Origin of the sequence: Kangsaoukella pontilimi (assembly GCF_009830125.1) — a bacterium.
In the GTDB taxonomy this organism is placed as follows: Bacteria; Pseudomonadota; Alphaproteobacteria; order Rhodobacterales; family Rhodobacteraceae; genus Kangsaoukella; species Kangsaoukella pontilimi.
Genome location: NZ_WUPT01000001.1, coordinates 582,511 through 607,547, shown reverse-complemented (window position 1 = coordinate 607,547; position 25,037 = coordinate 582,511). Strand labels below are relative to the sequence as shown.

Here is a 25,037-nt window from a genome sequence, read left to right as displayed (position 1 = left end):
CTTATGGCGAAACTGAAATGGGGCATGATCGGCGGCGGACAGGGCAGCCAGATCGGGCCGGCACACCGCCTTGGCGCCTTGGCAGACGGACTTTTCGAGATGACGGCGGGCGCACTCGACGTCGATCCAGAGCGCGGCCGCGCCTTCGCGATGTCGCTCGGCGTCGCCGAAGACCGTGCCTATGCCAACTGGCAGGAAATGCTCGAAGGCGAGCGGAAGCGCGACGACCGGGTCGACCTTGTTACCGTCGCCACCCCCAACAACACCCATTTCGAGATCACCAAGGCGTTCCTCGAAGCGGGCTTTCACGTGCTATGCGAAAAGCCCATGACGATGACGGTCGAGGAAGGCGAGGAGATCGTCCGCACTGCCCGCGCCTCGGGCAAGGTCTGCGCGGTGAACTATTGCTACAGCGCCTATCCCATGGTGCGCCAGATGAAGGCGATGGTGGCAGCGGGCGAGATCGGGCGCGTGCGCTCCATCGTCGCCAATTTCAGCCACGGACACCATGCAGCGGGCGACGACGCGGAAAACCCCCGCGTTCGCTGGCGCTATGATCCCGCGCAGGCGGGTATCTCGGGCCAGATGGCCGATTGCGGCATCCACGCCCTGCACCTCGCGACCTTCATCACTGGCGACGAGATCGAGAAACTCTCGGCGGATTTCGCCTCTACCGTCGAAGGCCGGCAGCTTGAAGACGACGCGATGGTGAACTTCCGCATGTCGGGCGGCACGGTCGGACGGCTCTGGTCGTCGTCCATCGCGCTCGGCCGGCAGCACGGGCTGGACATCCAGATCTTCGGGGAAACCGGCGGGTTTCGGTGGGCCTCGGAACAGCCGAACCAGGTTTATTACCACAAGCTGGGCGGCCGGGTTGAGATCATGGAAAAGGGCGAAGCCGGCCTCGGCGAAGACGCGCAGCGCCTCAGCCGGGTCGCCATCGCCCACCCCGAGGGCTTCCCTCTGGCCGTCGCGAACATCTATGTCGATCTCGCGGCCCGCATCGCAGGCAAGGACGAGGGCAACCTGCCCACCGCAGAGGACGGTCTGAGGTCCATGGCATCGGTCTATGCCGCTGTGGCATCGGCCAGGGACGGCAGCGCCTGGGTCGACGCGCGCCCGCCGATGTTCCGCTAGGGCCGAAGACTTTCAAAGTCTTCGGGCAAGACTCTTTCAAAGAGTCTTGCCGCCCCGCGGCGGACGAAGCGTGCCCCGTTCGACGATTTCGCACCCGAAAAGCCGTGCCTCTGGGTGACGGTCAGGATTATCCAGCATCGCAACCACCAGCTCGATCGAACTGTCGATGATCTGGCGGATCGGCTGGCGGATCGTCGTCAGGTTGATGTTCGGCCAGCGCGCCATGTCCATGTCGTTCAGCCCGATGATGCCGATATCCTCGGGCACCTTCAGCCCCTTGTCCCATATCGCGCTCAGCGCGCCCACGGACAGAACGTCGTCGCCGCAGAAATAGGCCTCAGCCGCCCTGCCCTTTTCCAGAAGGGCCAGCATCTCGGCCCGTCCGGCATCGAAGGAATAGGCGGTTGCGAAGCTTTCGGTGACACGGAGCCCTTTGACGCTGCCTGCTACCTCCCAAAAGCCCTTCCGGCGGTCCACGGTGGAGGTCGCGGTCTTCGGTCCGCCCAGAAATCCGATCCTGTCATAGCCGCGCTCGATCAGGGTCCGGGCCGCCATGCGCCCGCATTCTACGTTGTCGATTCCTACCACGTGGACGCGGGGCGCGCTGGCGAAACGTCCGAAGGAATGGACGACGGGAATCTTCGCGTCCTGGAAGGCGACCGAGAACTCGGGCGACAGGGTCGAGGATGCGACGATCACGCCATCCACGGAATACTGCCGCAATAGCCTGAGCGAGTTCTCGGGATCGGTCTCGTCGGTCAGGTTCACGAGAAGCGGCCTCAGGCCCCTGTCCTGCAGGCTGCGGGTAAACAGGTCGAAGACCTGAAGAAAGAGCGGGTTGTGAAAGTTGTTCGAGATCAGGCCGATCAGCTTGGTCCGCCCGGTGGTCAGTGACGAGGCCAACGCATTCGGGCTATAGCCAAGCTCGGCCGCTGCCTTTTCGACCTTCTTGCGGGTCTTCGCGGACACCGACGCACCCTCGGTGAAGGTACGCGACACCGCAGAGCGCGAAACGCCCGCACGGGCGGCGACATCTTTCAGCGTTATCGGCATGTTCCCTCCATCACGGCCAACTTAGGCAGGGGGATGCAGAGCGCAAAGATCATTTTTGCAACCGGTTGCATTATTTTCCGGACTGTGCTTCCCTACCGTCAGGCGGGGAACCGCCACAGGGAGAAAAACACACACCGTCTGGGAGGACCCAATGAAGAAATTGATGACCTCGCTCGCCGTCGGCGCAGCGATCATTTCGGCACCCGTCGCGGCGACCGCCGGCGCGCATGAAGAGCTGAACTACGTGCTTGTCAGCCACGCGCCCGACAGCGACACGTGGTGGAACACCATCAAGAACGGCATCGCACTGGCCGGCGAGCAGGTCGGCGTGAATGTCGAATACCGCAACCCGCCCACCGGCGATATCGCCGACATGGCCCGCATTATCGAGCAGGCCGCCGCGTCGAGCCCCGATGGCATCATCACGACGCTCGCGGATTTCGACGTGCTGTCGGGCCCGATCTCGGCCGCCGTGGACCAGGGAATCGACGTCATCATCATGAACACCGGCACGCCCGAGCAGGCGCGTGAAGTCGGCGCTCTGATGTATGTCGGTCAGCCCGAATACGACGCCGGCTTCGCCGCCGGTCTCCGCGCCAAAGGCGAAGGCGTGACCAAGTTCCTCTGCGTGAACCACGCCATCCAGCAGCCGACCGTGGGCGAACGTTGCCGCGGCTATGCCGACGGCCTCGGCATCGACCTTGGCGATGCGATGATGGATTCCGGCACCGACCCGGCGGAAATCAAGAACAAGGTCATGGCCTATCTGTCGGCCAACGAAGACGTTGACGGCATCCTGACGCTCGGCCCGGTTTCGGCCGACCCGACCATCGCCGCGCTCGACGAAATGGGCCTTGCCGGCGACATCCACTTCGGCACCTTCGACCTCGGCGAGGAAATCGTGAAGGCGATCAAGGGCGGCACCATCAAGTGGGGCATCGACCAGCAGCCCTTCCTGCAGGCCTACTTGCCCGTCGTGATCCTGGCCAACTGGGACCGCTACGGCGTTCTGCCGGGCAACAACATCAACTCGGGCCCCGGCTTCGTCACCGCCGCCGGACTTGAGAAGGTCGAGGCCTTCGCGGGCGAGTACCGCTAAGCGCCACACCATATGGACGGCCGCCCTCGGGCGGCCGTTCTTCTTCGGGGACAATCAATAAAAACAAGGGAGGGAGTCATGGCCGAAACAGCCACGCCAACAGACGAACGCGTCAAGGAGATGTCGCGGCTCAGGCTCGCACTGATGCGACCCGAGCTTGGCGGCATGGTGGGCGCCGTCGCGGTTTTCACATTCTTTCTTCTCTTCGCCTTCGACAGCGGCATGTTCGCCAGTCAGGGGATCATGAACTGGACGGTCGTCTCGGCGCAGTTCATGATCATCGCCGTCGGCGCGTGCCTGTTGATGATCGCGGGGGAATTCGATCTTTCGGTCGGCTCCATGATCGGTTTCGCGGGCATGATGATCGCCGTCTTCGGCGTGGTCCTCGCCTGGCCGATGTGGATCGCCATCCTGATCACCTTCGCCATCTGCGTCGCGATAGGCGCGCTCAACGGCTACATCGTCATCCGCACCGGACTTCCGAGCTTCATCGTGACGCTGGCGTTTCTCTTCATCCTGCGCGGCTTCACCATCTACATTCCCCAGACCATCGAGCGGAAAACCATTATCGGCGGCATCCGCGAGGCAGCCGAAGGTGACTGGCTCGCCCCGATCTTCGGCGGCAAGATCCTGACCGGCTTCTTTCAATGGCTTGGCGATATCGGCGTGCTCGAGACCTTCAGCCGTGGCTCCCGCGAGGGGCAACCGGTTGTGGACGGCATCCCGATGCTGATCGTCTGGGCGCTGATCCTCGTGGCGTTCGGGCATATCCTTCTGACGCGCACCCGCTTCGGCAACTGGATCTACGCCTCCGGCGGCGACGCCGAGGCAGCGCGCAACTCGGGCGTGCCGGTCAACCGCGTGAAAATCGCCATGTTCATGTTCACCGCCTTCTGCGCCACGGTCTTCGCACTTTGTCAGGTGATGGAATTCGGCTCGGCGGGCGCGGACCGCGGCCTCCTGAAGGAATTCGAGGCCATCATCGCCGTGGTGATCGGCGGTGCGCTTCTGACCGGCGGTTACGGCTCGGTCATCGGGGCGGCGCTTGGCGCGCTCATCTTCGGTGTCGTGCAGCAGGGCCTTTTCTTTGCGGGTGTCGAAAGCTCGCTCTTCCGGGTGTTCCTCGGCGTCATCCTGTTGGGCGCGGTTATCCTGAACACCTACATTCGTCGTATGATCACTGGGGAACGTTGACATGAATACCAGATCCGATCACGCCCCCATCGTCCAGATGAAGAACATCGAAAAGCATTTCGGCCCGGTCATCGCGCTGGCCGGGGTTTCGGTCGATGTCTATCCGGGCGAGTGTCACTGCCTTTTGGGCGACAACGGCGCGGGGAAGTCCACCTTCATCAAGACCATGTCCGGCGTCCACAAGCCGACAAAGGGAGAGATCCTGTTCGAGGGTCGCCCGATGAACTTTTCGACCCCCCGCGACGCAATGGATGCGGGCATCGCAACGGTCCACCAGCATCTTGCGATGATCCCGCTGATGTCGGTGGCCCGGAACTTCTTCATGGGGAACGAGCCCACGAAGAAGATCGCGGGCATCTCGTTCTTCGACCGCGAGTTCGCCGACCGCGTCACCATGGAAGAGATGCGCAAGATGGGCATCAACCTGCGCGGCCCCGATCAGGCTGTGGGCACGCTCTCGGGTGGCGAACGCCAGACGGTCGCCATCAGCCGGGCAGTCTATTTCGGGGCCAAGGTCCTGATCCTCGACGAGCCGACCTCGGCCCTTGGCGTGCGGCAGACCTCGAACGTGCTGGCGACCATCGACAAGGTGCGGAAGCAAGGCGTGGCAGTGGTCTTCATCACTCACAACGTGCGCCATGCACTTGCCGTGGGCGACCGCTTCACCGTGCTCAACCGCGGCCAGACGCTCGGCACGGCGCAGCGCGGCCAGATCACGCCTGACGAGCTGCAGGACATGATGGCCGGCGGTCAGGAACTGGCGACGCTGGAAGGCTCTCTCGGCGGCACCGTATGAGCAGGCTCCTGATCAAACCGCAGGGGACCAGCGGCAAGGTGCATGACATAACGCCCGCCTCGGCAGGCTGGGGCTATGTCGGCTTCGGTCTCTATCGACTGACGGCGGGAGAGACCGTGTCGGAAGACACCGGCGACCGCGAAGCGATCCTCGTCCTTGTCGAAGGCAAGGCCGAGGTCACCGCCGACGGAACCGCATTCGGGCCGATGGGGGACCGCATGTCGGTCTTCGAGAAATCCGCCCCCCATTGCGTCTATGTCCCCGGTCAAAGCCAGTGGAGCGCGACGGCATCGACCGACTGCGTCCTCGCGGTCTGCACAGCGCCCGCGATCGCCCCCTACCCTGCCCGTCGCCTCGGCCCGGACGGCATCGCGCTGACGCCGCGCGGCAAGGGGCAGAACACGCGCCACATCAACAATATCGCGATGGAGGATCACGACGTCGCCTCCAGCCTGTTGGTGACCGAAGTGTTCACGCCTGCGGGCAACTGGTCGTCCTATCCCAGCCACCGGCACGATGAGGACGACTACCCCCGCATGACATATCTCGAAGAAACCTATTACCACCGGCTGAACCCGGCTCAGGGCTTTGGCGTTCAGCGGGTCTATACCGAGGACGGCACTCTGGACGAGACCATGGCGGTCAAGGACGGCGACGTGGTTCTGGTGCCGAAAGGCCACCACCCCTGCGCCGCGCCATACGGCTACGAGATGTATTACCTGAACGTCATGGCGGGGCCTATGCGGAAATGGCGGTTCCAGAACGATCCGGATCACGACTGGATCGCCCAAAGGGACGCGGGTTGACGAACGGAGAAAGGCCGCCATGACCGAACCGGCTTGGTTTACCGAAGACGACTGCAACCTCCGAGACATGGCAGCGCTCTGCGACCGGCAGACAAGCGCGGCGATGGCGCCATCGGCGGACCGGATCGTCTCGAAGATACCGATCTACGACATCCCCGCGCTTGGCCAGCGCCTTGCCGACATGTCCGAACGTCGCGCCCTGATGGCGGAATGGGCGCACATCCTCCGTAGCGGGCCGGGGGTGCTCGTCCTCAGCATCGCCTATGCCGACACGGCGCCCATCGACGCGGCCACGGCCGTCTATGAAGAGGTCATCCGTCAGGAAAAAGCGGCCCAAGGCGGCGGCGCAGACCATTTCGCCGCCTCGGGCGCAAATGACCGTATCTGGAATTCGCTCGCCAAGCTCGGCCTTGCCGCGCCAGAGGTCTTTGTGCCCTACTTCGCTTGTCCCGCCATCGACGCGGTTTGCGAGGCTTGGCTCGGCCCCGGCTATCAGATGACGGCACAGGTGAATGTGGTCCGTCCCGGCGGCGCGGCACAGCAGGCGCATCGCGACTATCATCTGGGCTTTCAGACGGCGGAGCTTTCCGCGCGATACCCGGCCCATGTCCACGACCTGTCGCCGGTCCTGACGCTTCAGGGCGGGATCGCGCATGTGGACACGCCCATCGAGAGCGGGCCGACCAAGCTGCTGCCCTTCTCCCAGCTCTACCGCCCCGGCTATGCCGCGTGGCGGCGCGACGATTTCCGCGCCTATTTCGAAGAGCATCACGTGCAGGTTCCGCTCAAGAAGGGGGATGCCGTCTTCTTCAATCCCGCCCTCTTCCACGCTGCCGGATCGAACGACAGCGCCGATGTGCAGCGGATGGTCAACCTGCTTCAGGTCTCGTCGCCTTTCGGTCGCGCGATGGAAAGCATCGACCGTACCGGCCTGTCGCTCGCCATTTTCGAGCCGCTTCAGGCCGCGTGGCAGGCCGGACGGCTGACGCAGGCCGAGCGGGACGCCGTGATCGCCGCCAGCGCCGAGGGCTACAGCTTCCCGACCAATCTCGATACCGACCCGCCGTTGGGTGGTCTCGCGCCGAAAACCCAGGCCGCGGTTCTGCGCGAGGCCGTCGTAGAGGGCTGGGTGACCGAGCGGCTTGCCGAGGCTTTCGCCGCACAGAACGCCCGCCGCCTGCCCTGATCTATTCCGCCGCCTGCAGTATAGGCATAGGGGCGACAGCGCTGTGCGGGGCCTCAAAGCTTTCTTTGTTCATCCGGTTATTCCTCCCCGCATAAACCAGCCGGAACGCGGGCGGAGTGAAGTAGAAACTCACCACTGTGGACAAAAGCACGCCCCCCGCCACGGCCATTGCAAAGGGCGGCCAGAAGCCACCACCGGCAAGGATCAGCGGCAGAAAGCCACCGAAGGTGGTGACGGTGGTCGAGACGATGTGGCGGGACGATCCCATCACCACATCGGCCATGGCATCGGCATCCCCGGCAGCGGCGCCCGGGTCCTCCTGAAGCGCTGTCATGATAATGAGCGCCGCGTTGATACTGACCCCGATCGAGCCGATCAGGCCGATGATCGCTGTGATCCCGAAGGGATAGTTGAAGGCCGCCAGGGCCAGCATGGACAGGCCCGCCGAAAGACCGCTGACCACCAGCGCTACAGCGGCGAGACGGAAGGACCGGAAGGTCATCACGACCACGGCGACGGACAGGGTGATGATCAGGCCGAGCGGCGCAAGAAGGTTGTTCAGCGTCGAGGCGCGCGCGTCGGAATCTCCCCCCACTTCCAGCCGGTATCCGGGCGGAAGCGCGAAGCCGCTTTCCTCCATGGTCTGGCGGATGTCGGCCAGCGCCTCTTCCGGCAGGACGCCGCGCAAAAGATAGGCCTGGACCGTGTTCGCGCGCTCGGCGTTCCGGCGGGTGACGATGCCCTCGCCGGGTTCGAGCGCGACGGTCGCGAAGCCCGAAAGCGGCACCGGAGCCGCGCCGGGACGCGGGATCGACAGATCGCGGATGCGCGCGGGATCGGCCCGCACCTCGTCGCCAAGGCGCACGCGAATCGGCAGCTCCTCGGTTCCCTCCACCAAGGACCCGCCGGTGACGCCGACGAGCGCGGCCTCCAGCTCGGCGGCCACAGCGGCAGGTGTCAGCCCCAGCAGGCGGGCGCGTGCCTCGTCGATATCGACTTTCAGCTTGGGCGCGCCTTCGGTGAGGGACGTGCGTGCGAGGATGACCGCGTCATCCTCGGCCACGAGTCGGCGCAAACGCTCGCCCTCGGCACGAAGGACGCTGGTGTCTGGCCCGACGATCCTCAGTTCTACCGGCGCGTTGACGGGTGGCCCCTGCACCAGCCCGCGCACCAGCACCTGCGCCTCGGGCGCGATGGCCGATAGGCCGCGCTGAAGGCGGGGCAGCATCGCCTCCGTCGCGTCAGGCGAAGCGGTGCGGATCAGCGCATGGGCATAGCGCGGCGCGGCATCGCGGCCGGCGGTAATGTTGTAGTAGAAGGCAGGCGCCGAGCGCCCGACGCTCCATGTCACGCTTTCGATCCCCTTCTCGCCGCGCAGCGCCGTATCCAGCCGCGCCACGACCTCTTCGGTGCGCTCGATGCCGGTGCCGGGGGCGAGGTCGACCTCGATATGGAACTGGTCGCGGTCGACGCCGGGGAAGAACTGGGCCGTCAGTGTGGGCAGCGACAAGAAGCCCATGACCGGCAGCACCAGCGCCAGGGCCATCGCGCGGAGCGGGTTCCGCACACTGGCCGCAAGCGATGCGCGGAAAACCCGACCCAGAGCGCCCGAGGGCAGGCCCGCGCCCAGCATGCCTTTCCGCGGCGCGTCGGGCAGCAGCCACCCCGCAACCGCGGGCGTGATCGTCACGGCCACGACGAAGGACCAGGCCAGCATGATGACCACCGCGATGGCGATGGCCCCGACGAAGTCGCCAGCCGGGCCGGGCAGGATGATCATGGGCACGAAGCTGAGCGCGGTCGTCGCGGTCGAGGCGAAGAGCGGCACGGTCAGGCGGGTGACGGCTCCGCCCACGGCGGCCGCGCGCGTGAGACCCGCGCGCAGGCGCTGGCCCACCTCATCGGTCATGACGATACCCGCATCCACCAACAGGCCGAGCGCGACGATCAGGCCGGTGACGCTCATCTGGTGGATCGGCAGGCCGATCAGGTTCATCGTGGCAAGACTCGCCAAGGTCACGACCGGCAGGATCAGCGCCACGATCAGCGCGGCGCGCGCGCCGAGCGTCAGGAACAGGACCGCCACCACAAGCAAGACGCCGAGGATCATGTTGCCGGCGACCTCGGTCAGGCGCTCGGCGGTGTAGGTGGATTGATCGAAGACCAGGTCCTGCGACAGCCCGGTCGGAAGGACGGTACCGAACTGATCCAGCTCGTCGCGAATGAACCCGGCCCAGGCGTCGACCTGCCGTCCGTTATCCTCCAGTTTGGCGGCCACGAGGATCGCAGGCCGTCCGTTGTGATAAGCAGCCTCGCCAACCGGCAGGCGCGGCCCCCGGTCCAGGGTCGCCACATCCCCCAGCCTCAGTGTCGCGCCGGCGGCACCTTCGCGGAGAACGATGTCGCGGACGCGGCCAAGGCTGTCGATCTCGCCCGAGACCTCGACGATCAGGTTGTCGCCGCCGCCAGTCACCTGCCCCGCCCGCACCTTGGCATCGCTTGCGCGGATGACTTGCGCGACCTCTGCCGCCGACAGGCCGAGCGCGGCGGCCCGGGAGCGGTCGAGCGTGACCGTGATCTCTTCCTCCGGCGCGCCGAAGACCTCGACCAGCTTGGTGCCGGGCACGTTTCTCAACCGGTCTGCCAAGGCGTCGCCATAGCGGGCGGCAAGCGTCATCGGCACGCCGTCGTGCTCGGCACTGAGCGCAACAATCGCGCCGTAGGTCCCGGCAAGATCAGTTGAGAGGTCGGGCTCGCCCACACCCTGAGGGAAGCGCAGAGCCGCATCGTCCAGCTTGTCCCGGACACGCGACCAGACACCCTCGATCGCGTCCGCCTCCATCGTTTCCAGAAGCTCGACCTGAATGATCGAAATTCCCGTGGCCGAGGTGGATTCAAGCGTATCGACTTCCGCCACCTCGCGCAGCACTTCCTCGATCTCGGCGGTCACAAGCGCCTCGACGCGGGCGGGTTCTGCGCCGGGATATGGCGTGGTGATGGTCGCGAAAAGGTTGGTGATCGTCGGGTCTTCCTGACGTCCGATGGACAGAAGCGCCGAGAGACCCGCCGCGACGATAACCAGAATGGCCAGCGCGACAATACGCGGTTCGCGAAAGGTCAGCGTGCCCATGACAGCACCTCGTCCTGACCCGGAATGCGCACCCGTTCGCCGGGTACGACCCGGTGCGCTCCGGTGCCGAGCAGCAGATCGCCTTCCTTGAAAGTGCCCCGTACAAACGCGCGGCCGCTGTCCAGATGCACAATCTCAACCGCCGCCAGCCCTGCCGTTAGGTCACCGTTCTCCGCTGCGTCCACTGTCAGCACCGTCCAGGTGCCGCGCGGGCCCTGCCGCAGCGCCGAAAGGGGAAGCCAGAGGCCGGGCTCCGCAACCGAAATCTGGTCCCGAATGACGATCTCACCGGTCAAACCCGCGGGCGGCGCCCCGCCATCGAGCGTGAAGAAGGCCCGCCGTGCCCGTGTCGCGGGGTCGAGCGTGGGGGAGAGTTCGGTCAGCGACGCGGTGAAGGCGCCGGCTTCCGTTTCGACGGTGACTTGTGTCCCCGCCTCAAGACGCGAGGCAAGATCCGCGGCCAGATCGGTGCGGAAACGCACCGGCCCTTCTTCGACCAGCGCCAGAACAGGCGCGCCCGGTCCCACCACGGTGCCTTCGTCCAGCAGACGCGCCGCGACCCGCCCCGCGAACGGGGCTTTGATCTTTGCCTTCTCCAGCTGCACCTCAACCGCACCGATGGCCGCGTCCAGCTCGGCCAGACCGGCCTCTGCGCGCGCCAGTGTCAGCGAGGTGTCGTCCACACGCTGATCCGTCGCAAAACCTCGCTCGCGCAACTCCGCCTGCCTTGCATTGGTCCGCCGCGCCAGTTCCGCATCGGCTTCGAGCGCCTTTCGCGCCGCCGCGAGACGCGCCCGCTCGAGGTCGAGCAGCCGCGTGTCGATCTCGGCAAGAGCTTCACCCTCCGCGACCCGCTGCCCTTCCCGAACGAGAACCAACGACAGCGAACCGCGCGCCTCGAACCCGAGAGAGGCCTCGCGGATCGGTTCTATTTCGCCTGAAAAGCGCCGTTCGATCGCGTAGCTGTCCTGTAGGATCACCGCCACAGGCGCGACTGGCGTCGCGGGAGCAGGCGGCGGCCCGATCTCTTCACCGGACCGCGCGGCAAGAACACTGGTTCCCGTCACGACCGCGCCAACGGCAAGGGCCGTGACGACGAGGGTCAACGTCACCCGACCGAGGGTCCGAACGAGACGTTTCCATAGTGGCAAAGGCGTGTCAGACATGGTTCTTGCCCTTCAAGTTAGTATTGCTTACATATGTTTGCGACACTAACTTGGTCAATCGATATCTTGCAATTTGCGTCTGGAGACCTGACAAACAACTGATGGCAAACAAGAAAAAGTATCACCACGGCGATCTGAGAGACGCGCTTCTCGATGCGATCCGGCAGTTGATCGAGCGCGACGGCCCCGACGGATTCTCGATCGCCGAGGCGTGCCGGATGGCTGGCGTGTCGACCGCCGCGCCGTACAAACACTTCAAGGACCGGGGCGACATGCTGAAGGGCATCGTCCTTCTGGGCATGGAGCGTCTCTACCAGGCCATGCAGCACGCCGCCGACGCTCATCCGGCCGGCGACCCGCTCAGGATCGTGGGACTTGGACGGTCCTATATCGACTTCGCCAAGGCCGAACCGGGCGTCTTCCGCATGATGTTCAGCCTCGCCAAATCCGGCCCCGAGGATGACGATCTGCGCGCCGCCGGAGATGCCGCCAACACGCTGGTCGAGCGCATCGTGGCCGAACATCTGGGTATCGACCCCGACGGCGAAGAGGCAAAACTGCGCGCCTATGCGCTCTGGTGCTTCGTCCACGGTCACTGTTTCCTGATGCTCGATGGCAAACTCGAGCCCGGACTGACGGTCGAGGAAGAGGACACGCTTCTCTATCTGGTCGGCCGTGCCATGCTGCCACCGCGCGAGGACGCCGGTTAAGCAGCTTTTCGCGGGACGGGTCGCCTTGCCTTTCCCCCTGCCCTTGCCTCAGATGGGCCAGACAAAGAAGGAGCAGCCGGACATGTACGATCTTGCCGTGATGTGGGACTGGGCGGAATTCGCGGTCCGCTGGCTGCATGTGATTACCGCCATCGCCTGGATCGGCTCGTCCTTCTACTTCATCGCGCTCGATCTCGGGCTGAACCGATCCATCCCCGGCCCGGCCGACGGCGAGGAATGGCAGGTCCATGGCGGCGGATTCTACCATATCCAGAAATACCTCGTCGCACCCGAGGCCATGCCGGAGCATCTCACGTGGTTCAAATGGGAGGCCTACTGGACCTGGATTTCGGGCGCCGCACTTCTGATGATCGTCTACTGGGTTGGCGGCGAGCTTTATCTTCTCGATCCCACGAAAGCCGATCTGGCGCTCTGGCAGGGGATCGCGATCTCTGCCGCCGCCATCGGGGTCGGCTGGCTTCTCTACGACACGCTCTGCAAATCGCCCCTGGGCGAGCGGCCCGCCGCCATGATGCTGGTCCTCTTCGGCATCATCGTGGCGATGTCATGGGGGCTCCATCAGGTCTTCACCGGCCGGGCGGCGCTACTGCATCTGGGCGCCTTCACCGCCACGATCATGAGCGCAAACGTCTTCTTCATCATCATGCCGAACCAGAGGATCGTTGTGGCCGATCTCAAGGCGGGTCGCAAACCCGATCCGAAATACGGCAAGATCGCCAAGCTGCGCTCGACGCATAACAACTATCTGACCCTTCCGGTCGTCTTCCTGATGCTGTCGAACCACTACCCGCTGGCCTTCGGCACTGAATACGCCTGGATCATCGCCAGCCTCGTCTTCCTGATGGGCGTCACGATCCGGCATTTCTTCAACACGATGCACGCGCGCCAGGGCAAACCTCACTGGACATGGGGCGCGACCGTAATCCTCTTTCTCCTCATCGCGTGGCTCTCGACCGCTCCGATGGGCAACAGCTACGACGAGGCCGAAGCCCGCCCGCTGACCGACTACGAAACACGTTTCGCCACCGCACCGGGCTTCGACGAAGCCTATGACGCGGTCCTCGGCAACTGCTCGATGTGCCACGCACGCGAGCCTGTCTGGGGCCGCCTTCAATGGCCGCCAAACGGCGTGGTCCTCGAGACCGAAAGCGATCTCGCCCGCCACGCGCGCCCCGTCTACCTGCAGGCCGGCATGAGCCACGCCATGCCGCCCCCCAACGCCGTCGAGATGTCTGAAGAGGACCGCGCAGCGATCCGCCGCTGGTTCCGCGCAGCAACAGGGTCGGCCCAGGCGTCCTGACCCTGAGAGCTTCTTCTGTTCGGAAATACTCCGGGGAGGTCCGGAGGGGTGGAACCCCCTCCGGCCGGTCGGACGCGTCAGCGTCCGATCCACACCTCAGGCGGCGCTGTCGCGCAATACGGCGTCAGGTAGCGTCAGAAGCTCGATCAGCTCTGCGCAGAGACCCCGGCAGCCCGCGCAGCCGACACAGGCGCCGCCCAACCGCGCCACACCCGACACCAGCCGCACGCCCTCGCCGGACGCTCCTACCTTGCGTTCGATGTCCATCGTCATGGCCGTTCCCCGTTCCTCTCTCAGGACGCAGAGAGACACCGTCGGTCAGGCGTTCCAAACCACCCGGCCCAGATCGCTCGCGTCCAGTCCTGCCATCTTTGATAGATGGTCCCGGAAGACCGCGCTTTGCGCGAAATCAAATAGCGCCTGCAGACCGGGCTCGAACCAGGACTTCCGATCAACGAGGATATCGAAGCTTTCTTCGACGACCGGATGAAAGGCGAGCCCGAAGGGTTCGGCCAGCGCACGAAGGCCGAAGGCCACGTCCGCCTCCCCCTGCAGGACGGCCAGGACGGCCTCCTGTTCTGACCGGACAGCCGGGATGGTTCTGAGGCTCTTATTCGGCACACCGGCCTTGGAGAAAACCTCGCGCATGAGCACCTCCGCCCCGGCCTCGGACTGCCGGGGCGCAAGGCGAAGACGGGCAACGGCCCCGATATCGGCAAGCGCACCTGCGTGTTCGGGGCGTGCGACGAATCCCCGTTCACGCCGGGTCCAATGGACAAGTGCGGCATTCGCATTCCCCACGGCACCGGCCACGGTAGTGCGGTTCCAGCCGCCATCGTCTTCGTGAATATGCAGGCCCGCAGCCACACCCTCGCCCGCCTGAAACCGCCTCAGCCCGTCGAGGCTCGCGTCGAAAATCGTGGCAAGGCCCGAGCCGGAGTGCCGGATCGCCCATTCGAGAAGCGGATCGTGACTGCCCAGAAACACTGCCGGGCGCTCGGCCATGGGTGCCGCGCCCCCGGCAGGCCCGCTCCGCGCAGCGTCGAGCCAGGCGCGGACCTCGGTTTCGGGGAAGAGGAGCTTGCCTGTCGCCTTGCTGACCGGCACCTGCCCCGAGGCGGCAAGGTCATAGACCTTGCGCTCGCTCACCCTCAGAAGCGCCGCCAGTTCGCGGACCGTCAGGAACGTCTGATGTGTCTGGATATCAGTCATGGCCCGGCGCGTTCGGAAAAAAGAGCTGCTGTCCGGCCACTGTGAACGATGCGATGGCCTCCTGTCCGTTCTCTGACAGGAGCCAGTCGATAAAGGCCTGTCCGCCCTCGGCGTTGACCGACGGGCAGGCCTCCGGGTTGCCCAGGATCACACCGTATTGGTTGAAGAGCCGTTCGTCCCCTTCAACCACGATCCGGTGGGCCGCCTTGTTGCCGAAGCTGATCCAGCTTGCACGGTCGGTCAGCGTGTAGGCATCCATCCCGACCGCGACGTTCAGCGTCGCGCCCATACCCGAACCTGCTTCGCGGTACCATGCGCCCGCCTCATCGCCCGGTGTCGCGCCCGCATCCTCCCAAAGCGCGCGCTCTTTCTTGTGTGTGCCGCTGTCATCTCCCCGGCTGACGAACGGCGATCCGCTCTCCGCGATGCGTGCGAGCGCCGCCAGGACGTCTTCGCCTCCCGCGATGCCCGCCGGGTCGCTGGCCGGCCCGACGAGCACAAAATCGTTGAACATAAGGTCCGTCCGGGACACGCCACCGCCGGAGGCAACAAAGGCCTCTTCGGCGGCCTTGGCATGGACCAGAAGCACGTCGCCGTCGCAATTGGCGGCGTTCTTGATGGCCTGGCCGGTCCCGACCGCGACAACCCGCACCTCCAGGCCCGTCGCCTCCTGAAACTGCGGCAGAAGGTGATCGTAGAGCCCGGAATTCGCGGTCGACGTCGTGGACTGCACGAGGATCGGCTCGGCGGCGAAGGATGGCCCGGCCCAAAACGCGAAAGCGGCGGTAAAAGCAAATAATGTCGGAGTGTTACAGAGCGCTCTTGGTGTCATAGGATCAATTTCCCTTGGAGATAGGCATCGGCTTCGGGCGACCGGGGCGCGTCGAAAAACCGCTCGGCCGCCCCCTGTTCAACCGCACGTCCGTTCGCCAGAAAAACCACGTCATCGGCCAGCCGCCGCGCCTGTCCCACGTCGTGGGTGACGAAGATCACCTTGACGCCTCTCAGCGCCACGTCCCGGACAATCAGTTCGATCGCTGCGGTCGACGCCGGGTCGAGACTGGCCGTTGGTTCGTCCAGAAGCAGGACCCGCGGTTCGGTCGCCAGTGCCCGCGCCATCTGCAGCCGCTGCTGTTCTCCCCCCGAAAGCCGCCGCGCCGCGACACGTGCAAAGCCGGTCAGGCCAACGCGCCGCAGAAGCGTTTCGCGCATCTCGACCGACGCACGGCCGCGAGACTTCAGGACGAAATCGACATTCGCCGCAACCGACCGGCGCAGAAGCACCGGCGTCTGAAAAACCAGCGCCTGATCCCGCGCGACACTCCGGCCGACAGGCGCATCGCCCCAGCGAATGGCACCTTCGTCCGCGTGAATGAGGCCATGAGCCAGACGCAGAAAAAGGCTCTTGCCCGCGCCGTTCGGCCCCATCACCACGGTGACGCCCCGGTCCGGCACGTCCACCGTCATCCCGTCGATCAGACGGCGGCCCGCAATCGAGTATCCGACATCCCGAAACGACAGACCTGCCCCGGCGGAAACCGCCTCGCCCTCCAGAGACCTGCCGATCACCGCCTCACGCATGGGACCACCGTGTCGCCGTCAGCCTCAGTGAGTGGACCGCCGCATTCACGCCAAGCGCCAGCATCATCAGGATGACCCCAAGCGCCATGGCCAGCGCAAGGTTGCCCCGGCTGGTCTCGAGCGCGATGGCCGTGGTCATGACCCGCGTCGCGTGGTCGATATTGCCGCCCACGATCATCACCGCGCCCACCTCGGCCACGGCCCGCCCGAAGCCCGCCAGCGCCACCGTGACCAACGCGAAACGCCCGTCCCAGAGGAGCGCCGCAAGCGTTTGCCGCCCGCTCAGCGCCAAGGAGCGAAAGGTCTCCGCGTATTCGGCGTGCAGCTCTTCCAGCACCTGCCGCGAGAGCGCCGCCACGATCGGGGCAATCAGAATGGTTTGCGCGATGATCATCGCCGTGGGCGTGTAGAGCAGGCCCAGAAATCCGAGCGGCCCCGCACGCGAAAGGTGCAGGTACACCAGCAGCCCCACCACAACGGGCGGCAACCCCATCAGCGCGTTGACCAGAACGATGGCCGCGTTCCGGCCCGGAAACCGCGCAATGGCCAGAACCGCGCCAAGCGGAAGCCCGATCAGACAGGCCAGCAGCGTCGCGGAGATGCTGACCCTCAGCGACAGCCAGACGATCTCGGCCAGATCGCCATCGCCGGACAGCACCAGATCGAAGGCGAGCGCCAGAATTTCTCCGAATCCTTGCAAATTTTCCCCACCTTGCAGAATTTCCCGAACCTGAGGGTATCGCCGAAAAATCTGCAGTCAACGGATTTCCCCGGTTTCCCGTTCTCAAGCCATCGCTCCGCCGCTACTCTTTCGACATGACCGATGACAGCGATATCCGCCCCGGCGAGACCTGCCTGCACCACGCCCCGCCTGAGGACGCCTGGCTTCAATTCATCGGCGTCATCCACACGCCGTTCCTCACACGCGCAGACTGTCCGCGTCAGGGGCGTGCTAACGGCCCTGTTTGCGAGGTCGAGGTTTTCGGTCCCTGGGCACCGGCGCTTGAAGGCATCGATGCGTTCGAGACGATCGAGCTTCTCTACTGGCTCGACCGGAGCCGCCGGGACCTGCTGACCCAAAGCCCGAAATCGGACGGCCGGACTGTCGGCACCTTCGCCCTCCGAAGCCCCGTGCGCCCCAACCCCATTGGCACCGCGCGCGTCAGGCTTGAAAGGCGCGAGGGCAATCGCCTTCTGGTCAGGGGACTGGATTGCCTCGACGGCACGCCGCTTGTCGATATCAAGCCCGATCGCTGCGCCTTCACACCCCAGGCGCCGGACAAGCCCGGCGTCTCCTGAATGGCGCTTCTTATTCCGCCGCCATCACGGCCCCCATTAACAGGCCGGAAGTAAATTTCGCTTATCGCGTCCCACTATCGATCCGTTTTTCGGGAATCATCCAAAGGGGACGTACCTATGCACTTCCGAACCGCAGCCCTCCTTTCCATTGCCTTGGCCAGCCCCGTTGCAGCCGACGAATTTGCCGCCGCCGCCGAGGAATTCTATCGCAGCAGCGTGGCGACCTGGGCCGCTGACCCACGCCTCGTGGCCGCGATCACTGAACAGAACAACCGGACCACCGGCTACACACAGGCCGAAATCGATGCGCTCGATCAGGCATGGCGCGCCGAGGTCGGCATGTCGGACGCTCCCACGATCACACCGGTTCTGACCAGCGAACTTTCGGAATTCCTGCGTGAGCAGGTGGCGCAATCCGGCGGCCGAATCACCGAGGTTTTCGTGATGGACGGCGTTGGCCTGAACGTGGCGACCAGCGATGTGACCTCGGATTTCTGGCAGGGTGATGAGGAAAAGTTCACCGAAACCTTTGGCCAGGGACCGGGCGCGATCCACGTGTCCGAGATCGAACTCGACGAATCCACGCAGCGCTATCAGGGCCAGGTCTCCGTCACTATCGTCGATCCCGCATCCGGCCTGCCCATCGGCGCAATGACCGTGGGCGTCGACGCAGAATCCTTGATGTAAATCCCGCATTCGAAGTCAGGAGTCCGGAACATGTCCGCGTCACCCAATGCCGTTCGTCGACCGAGGTTCTCGGTCTTCATGAAATGCGTTCTGATCGTTGCGACGACAACCGCCATCGTCGCCGGCATTTTGGCGGTGAACGCGGATCGCACGGTAAGGCGCGTGGCCGAAGACGGGCTCCGGGCTTTGGCAAGCGATGTCACCTCCTATCAGGCAGCGGCGCTTGGCGGGGCCGTTCGATTTCGCAAGGTCGAGGACATCCAGGCACTTCTCGATCACCTTATTGCCGAAGACGGCGACCGGATCCGCGCAGCCGTTGTGACCGCCGCGGATGGCACAGTGCTTGTCGAGGTGAAGTCCGATCAATCCACGCCCGCCGATGTCATCGACCAGATGATCGTTGCCGCCAATTCGGCGCGGGACAACGGCGAGAGAGACGTCAGCGAGGACGGCTTCGTCAGGGCGAAACCGATCCGGTCTGGCGATCAGGTGGTCGGCGGCATCGCAATCGCGTGGACAGCGGCACCGCTTCTCCAACGGATCGCCAGCGAAACCGCGAAGAAATACCAAACCGCCGGCCTGGTTTTTCTGGTGCTGACCGTGGCCGCCGGCCTGTTTTTCCGGCAGGCGCTTGCGGTTCCGCTTCGGCGTCTATCCGTCCGCACACGCGGGCTGGCCGATGGTGATCTGACTTCAGAAGTTCACGGACAGAAACGCCGGGATGAGATCGGAGACATCGCGGCGCAATTGGATCTGCTACGCGATCAACTCACGTTGGCCGAAGCGGCCGCAGAGGAAGTGCGCTTCAAGAGCGCTGGCTTCCAGCAGGCTTCGGTCGGCCTTGTGATGACCGATGCCGATCTGAAAATCACCTTCACGAATACCGCGTTCGAGGCGCTTTTCGAACGTCCCGAGCTGATGGCGCTGCTTTCCGAGAAGGGAGAAACCGGCCTCGTCGGTGCACTTCTCGATCCCAGACGGGTCGATGGTTCAACAATCAAGAGCTTGCCCGTTCCAAAGGGAAAACCCGCGGCAACTGACATTTGCATTGGCGATCAGACCTTCACCGTCATGATGAACGCAATTGCCGGAGCGGACGGACAAACGAGCGGTTTCGTCATGGAATGGTCGGACGCCACGGAGGCGCGCGTGACATCGGCAGTTCTGCACGCTTTGGAGGCTACGCAGGTTAGGGCGGATTTCACAGGCGACGGACATCTCAAGGCGACGAATGCGATGCTAGACAAGATTGCGCCGGAAGTCCGGAATGGCGTCGGGAAAACCTTGCTGGATGAGGTTCTCGCCTCGAGTTCGGGCGACGTGCACAATCTTCAGAGAAGCACCGCAACAGCTCGGTTCGACAAGTACCGGCTCGGAAAGGACCGGCTTGTTTCCGGCATTCTGTCGCCCATAGTGAATAGCTCGGGCCTGCCTTCCGGCTTCGTCTTTCTCGGCAACGACATCACCGCTTCAGAGCAGGCGAGAAACGAGGCGGAGGCCGCACGCGTTCAACTCGAGGATGCGCAGCAGGCCGTCGTGCAATCACTCAGCCAGGCTCTGAACAGCCTGGCAGAGGGCAATCTTTCGGTCCGCATCGAAAGCCCGTTCTCGCAGGAATACGAAGACCTTCGCCACCACTTCAACGCATCAGTGGCCGCCATCGAAAGTGCCGTGTCAGTGGTTCGGGACAATTCGACCACCATCCTCTCGGAGGTTGAGAATATCGCGGGGGCTGCCGACGACCTGTCTCGGAGGACCGAGCAGCAGGCCGCAACGCTGGAGGAATTCGCGGCCTCGTTGACCGAACTCACCGCTTCCGTCGGCGCCACGGCCGATGGGGCGAGCCAGGCCAATGAGGTCGTGTTGACCGCCCGTACCAATGCCGAGAACTCCGGCAGTGTTGTCCGCGAGGCCGTGACCGCCATGGGTGAGATTGCAGAATCGTCGGAACAGATTTCGCGCATCATCGGTCTGATCGACGATATCGCCTTCCAGACCAACCTTCTTGCCCTGAACGCGGGCGTCGAAGCGGCGCGGGCCGGTGATGCTGGTCGGGGATTTGCCGTCGTTGCCTCAGAGGTGCGGGCGCTTGCACAGCGTTCCTCTGATGCCGCGCGCGAAATCAATGAGCTGATCTCGGCCTCGACCGGCCAGGTCAAAAAAGGTGTGTCTCTGGTGGATAAGGCCGGAAACGCCCTAGGCGATATCGTCTCGTCCATTGGAAACATTGCAGACCATGTGAATTCGATCGCAAGCTCGGCGCGCGAGCAGTCCATCGGCATTGGTGAAATCAATACCGCCATGGCGCAGCTCGATGAAGCCACACAGCAAAACGTTGCGATGTTCGAAGAAACCACCGCTGCGACCCATACGCTCAAATCTGAATCAAACGCGCTGGTGCGCGCCACCAGCCAGTTCACTCTGGGCGACAAGGCTGAGACTGGCTACTTCAGTTCGAACCGAAAAGCGGTCGGGCAGAAGGCGCCTGCCCGCAAACCCGCCGCAGCAGGTGCGTTGACGGATGGGGCCCTCGCCCTCGCCGCCGCAGACTCTGCAGAGGATGATTGGGAAGATTTCTGAGCCGGAGGGACGATAGACCGAAACCCGACCAAAGAAAACGCTCGTCTACCGCGTGAAAATGCAGGGAAATTTCGGCGCCCCCACTTGAAGCAAGGGGCGCCGGACTGTTCCCGCACTGACCTTTGCATCCCGACGCAGCCTGGTGCCATCGGCGGCTAGCCGATCGTCAGGACCTCTATCCCCGAAGTCGAACGCCATCTGCGTCGAAGGGCGGTTCGGTGAGAAACTCGGCCCGCCGCATCTCCCCCAGGATTTCGATCTCGACCGGTCGCGCATCCTCGATGACCTCGCGCGGCACAAGAGCCATGGCGACAGACATGCCGCTCCAATGGGCAAATCCGCCGGACGTACAGAACCCCACCACGGCGCCATCTTGCCAGACGGGCTCATATGCGACGACATCGCTGTCACCTGCGTCCACCCGAAAAGCCGCAAGGCGGCGAACCGGAGGTGTCCGGCGGTCTTCCTCAGCGGCATGCTGCCCGATGAATTCGGCGGATTTCCGGAAATCGATGAAGCGGTCCAGCCCGGTTTCAGCTGCCGTGTAATCCGGAGTGAATTCGCGCCCCCATGACCCGAATAGCCGATCGAGCCGAAGAGACATCATCGCGCGCATCCCGAACGGCGTGAGATCAAGCTCGGCCCCCTTCTGTTGCAGGCACGACCACAGGTGAAACTGCACCGATGGAGCGCAATAGATCTCATATCCAAGATCTCCGGTATAGCTGATCCGCTGCACGAGACAGTCCGCCATGCCGATGGTCGCGCGCCGCAGGTGCAAAAAGCGCAGATCGGACAGAGACGGATCGCCCGCCGCCACGAGCAGCTTGCGCGCATTCGGTCCGGCGATCTGGAAACCGGTCAGCGCGTCCGAGACATTCTCGACGACGACGCCCGGCACCATGTGCTGTGCGAACCAGCGCGCATGTGCATCCTGCATCCCATAGCTTGCCGTCAGGTGAAACGTTCCCTCATCGACACAGGCCACGGTGAAGTCGCCCATAAGCCGCCCCGAGGGCGAAAGCATCGGTGTCAGCGCCACGCGTCCCGGCGGCGGGATCCGGCCGGCCATGATCCGGTCGAGCCACCCGCGCGCGTTCCCGCCCGTGACCCTGAACTTCCCGAAATTCTGCAGCTCGTTGATGCCGACGCCCGTCCGGACGCCGTGAACCTCGCGCCGCACCGCCTCCCAGCCATTGGAGCGCCGGAAGCTCGGTGTTTCGAAGCGCGCTTCGCCGGGACGGGCAAAATAGTTCACGACCTCCAGCCCGTATTGCGCCCCCCAGACCGCGCCCATCTCGTCGAAAGTCCTGTACATTGCCGTGGTCCGAAGCGGACGCGCCGCCGGGAGTTCCTCATTCGGGTAGCTCACCGAGAAGCGGCGCTGATAATTCTCGATCACCTTGGGCAGAGTGTATCCCGGCGTCGTCCAGCGGCCGAAGCGGGCAACGTCCATGGCGAAAACGTCGCGCTCGGGCTCGCCCTCGACCATCCATTGCGCCAGAGACAAACCGACCCCTCCGCCCTGGCTGAACCCCGCCATGACGGCGCAGGCAGACCAGTAGTTGCGCAGCCCCGGCACCGGCCCGACCAGCGGATTGCCGTCGGGGGCGAAGGTGAAGGGGCCGTGGATCACCCGCTTGACCCCGGCGCGTTCGAGAACGGGAAAGCGGCGATAGGCGAAGGCGACGCTGTCCTCAATCTTCTCGAACTGGTCGTTCAGAAGCTCATGCCCGAAGTCCCAGGGCGTTCCGTTCACCGACCAGGCCTCACAGGGTTGTTCATAGAACCCGATGCACAAGCCGCGCCCTTCCTGGCGGAGGTAGCTTTCGCCGCCGGGGTCCATGACGTGGGGAAATTCGGCGCCGCGCTCGTAGATTTCGGGGATGTCGTCCGTCACCAGATACTGGTGCGCCATGGGCATCAGCGGCAGGTACACGCCGGCCATCGCGGCCACTTCGCGCGCCCAGAGACCGCCGGCATTCACCACATGCTCGGCGTGGATGGTGCCCTGCTCGGTCACCACGTCCCAGGTGCCATCGGCGCGCGGGTTGGTCTCGACCACCTTGCACTGCGTGACGATCCGGGCGCCGCCCATCCGGGCCGCCCGGGCATAGGCGTGTGTCGTCCCTGATGGATCGAGATGACCGTCGAGCGGATCGTAGAGCCCGCCCAGAACGCCGTCGATATTCACAAGCTCGGCGCGCTCGGCGATTTCAGCAGGTGTCAGAAGCTCGGTTTCAAGCCCCATGTAGCGATGTTTCGCGCGCTCGGCCTTGAGCATGTCGAGCCGTTCGGGACTGTCGGCAAGGGTGATGCCACCCACGTGGTGCAGACCGCAGGACAGACCCGTGATCTCTTCAAGCTCGCGGTAGAGGCGGATGGTATAGCCCTGCAGCGCTGCCATGTTGGTATCGCCGTTCAGCGTGTGAAACCCGCCGGCCGCGTGCCACGTAGAGCCGCTGGTCAGTTCGGATCGCTCGAGCAGAAGCACATCCGACCAGCCGAGTTTCGTCAGGTGATAGAGGACCGAGCAGCCCACGACGCCTCCGCCGATCACCACCACGCGCGCTGTATCAACCATGATCTCTGCTCCTTCCCCTCAGACGCGACCCATGCGGCGCAGCCGCTCGTGGCAGGCCTCGGCCAACGGATCGTCCGCTTCCAGCGCGAAGACCCAGGCATGGGTCAGAAAGAACGCCGCGCGGTCGTTGTCTTCGCCCTCGGCCGCCATGTCGGCTGCCGTCAGGTAGGCGCGCGCGACCGCCCAAGCGTCGCCCCGGGCATGGGCGGAAAGCAGGTCTGTGTCGGCGGTGCTCATCGTTCTGGGCTTTCTCGCGTCGTTGATGCCGATGCTGGCCGCTCAAGACGCTCCCGGATAACCCGTTTCCGACAGCTTTTGTCGCGGACGACCTATGCCGATCCCGCGCTGCGGTCGATCAGACGGCGCGCCACCCAGCGGTGAAACTCGTGCGTAGGTCCGTCCATCGCCGGCGAAAACCGCCCGCCGTCAAAGCCCGGAGCGGCGCGGCCCGTCTGCATGCCTTCGACCACGCCGATATCCTCTTCGAAGACAACGCGCCATTGCGCCGTGTTCCGCGCGCGCATGTCATCAGGCGTGTCATCTGTGGCGTAATAGAGATGGATGTGCTCGCGCGTACGATCGGGTCCGCGGGGTTCGAGGATGATCGCGAAGACATGGTCGCGCTGCACGCCCAGCATCACGTTCGGAAGAACGGTAAGGTACTCGCCCGCCTGCTGCCACTTCTCTGAGAGGCCGGGAAAATCGGGAAAGGTGCGCCCCGCGTCATCGGTGAACTGCCGATAGACATGGGTGCCCTGCCCCGAAAAGCGGTCGGGGTTGACGATGTGGTAGTGGTCTTCTAGCCGCGAATAGCTGTTCAGGCCGGGATGGACCCACGGCAGGTGATAGCTTTCGCAATAATTCTCGACCGCCAGTTTCCAGTTGGTCCGGCAGTCGAGCGTGAAGCAGCTGTCGGCCCCGCCGTGGTGGAGCGGCACATCGAATTCGGCCCAGCGCGCGATCAGATCGCCATTCACGTCGGCAAAGTCGGGGGCCGTGCCGGAGAGGTTGACGAAAACGATGTCCATCCAGATATGCGCGCGCACCTCGATCAGTCCGAGCGTCCCGCGGTCGATCCCTTCGGCTGTGTTCATGCCCGGCCCGCCCACATGGGGGGTGGCGACAAGCCGACCCTCGTGACTGTAGCACCAGGAATGGTAAGGGCAGCGGATCGCGCCCTCGATCCGGCGCGGCTCGGTCACCAGGATCATGCCCCTGTGTCTGCAGACATTCTGAAAGACCCGGACGACGCCGTCTTTGCCCCGCATCGCAAGAAGAGGCACGCCGAGGAAATCGAGTGGCAGCGCATCGCCCGGCTGCGGGATCTCGGATGCCGTACAAAGGCCCGCCCATTCCGCGAACCAGAGCGCATCCCGCTCGGCCTCGAAGGCGGCAGGTGACGTGTATTGCGCATTGGGCAGGCCCGTTGCGGTCTCGATCGGGTCAAGGACGCGGGTCAGATCGTCAGGGGTCGGCATCGGCGGTCACCTTCTTCG

The 25,037-nt window shown here is 64.5% G+C and carries 22 protein-coding genes; 11 read left to right on the top strand and 11 right to left on the bottom strand.

The features are described 5' to 3' along the window. Positions 1 to 3 precede the first annotated feature (3 nt). A complete protein-coding gene (locus GQ651_RS03115) occupies positions 4 to 1,137 on the top strand; it encodes a Gfo/Idh/MocA family protein (RefSeq protein WP_160762748.1) in 1,134 nt (377 codons plus the stop codon). Between the two features lie 36 nt (positions 1,138 to 1,173). Here the strand turns inward: GQ651_RS03115 and GQ651_RS03110 are convergent, their stop codons facing one another. Beyond that, entirely contained in the window at positions 1,174 to 2,190 is a 1,017-nt protein-coding gene (locus tag GQ651_RS03110) for a LacI family DNA-binding transcriptional regulator (protein WP_160762747.1), read from the bottom strand. Positions 2,191 to 2,341: 151 nt separating this feature from the next. Between GQ651_RS03110 and GQ651_RS03105 the strand changes: the two genes are divergently transcribed. From GQ651_RS03105 to GQ651_RS03085, 5 genes are all read left to right on the top strand, one after another. Beyond that, the gene (locus tag GQ651_RS03105) at positions 2,342 to 3,289 is read left to right on the top strand and encodes a sugar ABC transporter substrate-binding protein (RefSeq protein ID WP_160762746.1); all 948 of its coding nucleotides are present in this window, start codon (positions 2,342 to 2,344) and stop codon (positions 3,287 to 3,289) included. Between the two features lie 78 nt (positions 3,290 to 3,367). Continuing rightward, positions 3,368 to 4,483 carry an ABC transporter permease gene (locus GQ651_RS03100; protein WP_160762745.1) on the top strand — a complete coding sequence of 372 codons (1,116 nt, stop codon included), beginning with the start codon at positions 3,368 to 3,370 and terminating at the stop codon, positions 4,481 to 4,483. A 1-nt stretch (position 4,484) separates the two neighbouring features. Beyond that, the gene (locus GQ651_RS03095; RefSeq protein ID WP_160762744.1) at positions 4,485 to 5,279 is read left to right on the top strand and encodes an ATP-binding cassette domain-containing protein; all 795 of its coding nucleotides are present in this window, start codon (positions 4,485 to 4,487) and stop codon (positions 5,277 to 5,279) included. Continuing rightward, positions 5,276 to 6,085: a 5-deoxy-glucuronate isomerase gene (gene iolB / locus GQ651_RS03090; protein WP_160762743.1), complete on the top strand. Its 810-nt coding sequence runs from the start codon at positions 5,276 to 5,278 to the stop codon at positions 6,083 to 6,085. Before GQ651_RS03095 ends, iolB begins: the two co-directional genes overlap by 4 nt. A gap of 19 nt (positions 6,086 to 6,104) precedes the next feature. Beyond that, a complete protein-coding gene (locus tag GQ651_RS03085) occupies positions 6,105 to 7,271 on the top strand; it encodes a phytanoyl-CoA dioxygenase family protein (RefSeq protein WP_160762742.1) in 1,167 nt (388 codons plus the stop codon). Between the two features lies 1 nt (position 7,272). On the opposite strand, the gene GQ651_RS03080 is transcribed toward GQ651_RS03085, so the two are convergent. Continuing rightward, entirely contained in the window at positions 7,273 to 10,401 is a 3,129-nt protein-coding gene (locus GQ651_RS03080) for an efflux RND transporter permease subunit (RefSeq protein WP_160762741.1), read from the bottom strand. Further along, positions 10,389 to 11,567, bottom strand: a complete 1,179-nt coding sequence (locus GQ651_RS03075) for an efflux RND transporter periplasmic adaptor subunit (protein ID WP_160762740.1) — start codon at positions 11,565 to 11,567, stop codon at positions 10,389 to 10,391. The genes GQ651_RS03080 and GQ651_RS03075 overlap by 13 nt, the downstream gene beginning before the upstream one ends. Before the next feature lie 101 nt (positions 11,568 to 11,668). On the opposite strand from GQ651_RS03075, the gene GQ651_RS03070 reads away from it, so the two are divergent. Both GQ651_RS03070 and GQ651_RS03065 read left to right on the top strand, forming a co-directional pair. Next, positions 11,669 to 12,277: a TetR/AcrR family transcriptional regulator gene (locus GQ651_RS03070; RefSeq protein ID WP_160762739.1), complete on the top strand. Its 609-nt coding sequence runs from the start codon at positions 11,669 to 11,671 to the stop codon at positions 12,275 to 12,277. An 82-nt stretch (positions 12,278 to 12,359) separates the two neighbouring features. Then, positions 12,360 to 13,598: a urate hydroxylase PuuD gene (locus GQ651_RS03065; RefSeq protein WP_160762738.1), complete on the top strand. Its 1,239-nt coding sequence runs from the start codon at positions 12,360 to 12,362 to the stop codon at positions 13,596 to 13,598. A gap of 96 nt (positions 13,599 to 13,694) precedes the next feature. On the opposite strand, the gene GQ651_RS18620 is transcribed toward GQ651_RS03065, so the two are convergent. The 5 genes from GQ651_RS18620 to GQ651_RS03045 are packed head-to-tail and all read right to left on the bottom strand — an operon-like array spanning position 13,695 to position 17,091. Beyond that, complete coding sequence (locus tag GQ651_RS18620; protein WP_227257942.1) at positions 13,695 to 13,871, bottom strand: hypothetical protein; 177 nt, start codon at positions 13,869 to 13,871, stop codon at positions 13,695 to 13,697. A gap of 45 nt (positions 13,872 to 13,916) precedes the next feature. Further along, positions 13,917 to 14,810, bottom strand: a complete 894-nt coding sequence (locus GQ651_RS03060) for a helix-turn-helix transcriptional regulator (protein ID WP_160762737.1) — start codon at positions 14,808 to 14,810, stop codon at positions 13,917 to 13,919. After that, positions 14,803 to 15,642, bottom strand: coding sequence for a substrate-binding domain-containing protein (locus GQ651_RS03055; RefSeq protein ID WP_160762736.1), 840 nt, complete (start codon positions 15,640 to 15,642; stop codon positions 14,803 to 14,805). Before GQ651_RS03055 ends, GQ651_RS03060 begins: the two co-directional genes overlap by 8 nt. Next, positions 15,639 to 16,391, bottom strand: a complete 753-nt coding sequence (locus GQ651_RS03050) for an ATP-binding cassette domain-containing protein (RefSeq protein WP_160762735.1) — start codon at positions 16,389 to 16,391, stop codon at positions 15,639 to 15,641. The genes GQ651_RS03055 and GQ651_RS03050 overlap by 4 nt, the downstream gene beginning before the upstream one ends. Beyond that, positions 16,384 to 17,091, bottom strand: coding sequence for an ABC transporter permease (locus GQ651_RS03045; RefSeq protein WP_160762734.1), 708 nt, complete (start codon positions 17,089 to 17,091; stop codon positions 16,384 to 16,386). Before GQ651_RS03045 ends, GQ651_RS03050 begins: the two co-directional genes overlap by 8 nt. Positions 17,092 to 17,207: 116 nt before the next feature. Here GQ651_RS03045 and tsaA point away from each other — a divergent pair, with 116 nt between their 5' ends. The 3 genes from tsaA (at position 17,208) to GQ651_RS03030 (ending at position 20,957) form a co-directional block, all read left to right on the top strand. Then, the gene (gene tsaA / locus GQ651_RS03040; protein WP_160762733.1) at positions 17,208 to 17,690 is read left to right on the top strand and encodes a tRNA (N6-threonylcarbamoyladenosine(37)-N6)-methyltransferase TrmO; all 483 of its coding nucleotides are present in this window, start codon (positions 17,208 to 17,210) and stop codon (positions 17,688 to 17,690) included. A gap of 117 nt (positions 17,691 to 17,807) precedes the next feature. Continuing rightward, a complete protein-coding gene (locus GQ651_RS03035) occupies positions 17,808 to 18,377 on the top strand; it encodes a hypothetical protein (protein ID WP_160762732.1) in 570 nt (189 codons plus the stop codon). 318 nt (positions 18,378 to 18,695) lie between these two features. After that, the gene (locus GQ651_RS03030; protein WP_160762731.1) at positions 18,696 to 20,957 is read left to right on the top strand and encodes a methyl-accepting chemotaxis protein; all 2,262 of its coding nucleotides are present in this window, start codon (positions 18,696 to 18,698) and stop codon (positions 20,955 to 20,957) included. A gap of 175 nt (positions 20,958 to 21,132) precedes the next feature. Here GQ651_RS03030 and GQ651_RS03025 read toward each other — a convergent pair whose 3' ends face one another. The 3 genes from GQ651_RS03025 to GQ651_RS03015 all read right to left on the bottom strand — a co-directional run bounded on the left by GQ651_RS03025 (position 21,133) and on the right by GQ651_RS03015 (position 25,019). Continuing rightward, a complete protein-coding gene (locus GQ651_RS03025; RefSeq protein ID WP_160762730.1) occupies positions 21,133 to 23,541 on the bottom strand; it encodes a GcvT family protein in 2,409 nt (802 codons plus the stop codon). 18 nt (positions 23,542 to 23,559) lie between these two features. After that, positions 23,560 to 23,778 (bottom strand): hypothetical protein, encoded by a 219-nt coding sequence (locus tag GQ651_RS03020; RefSeq protein ID WP_160762729.1) that lies wholly within the window; start codon positions 23,776 to 23,778, stop codon positions 23,560 to 23,562. Positions 23,779 to 23,870: 92 nt separating this feature from the next. After that, the gene (locus GQ651_RS03015) at positions 23,871 to 25,019 is read right to left on the bottom strand and encodes an aromatic ring-hydroxylating oxygenase subunit alpha (protein ID WP_160762728.1); all 1,149 of its coding nucleotides are present in this window, start codon (positions 25,017 to 25,019) and stop codon (positions 23,871 to 23,873) included. Between the last annotated feature and the right edge of the window lie 18 nt (positions 25,020 to 25,037).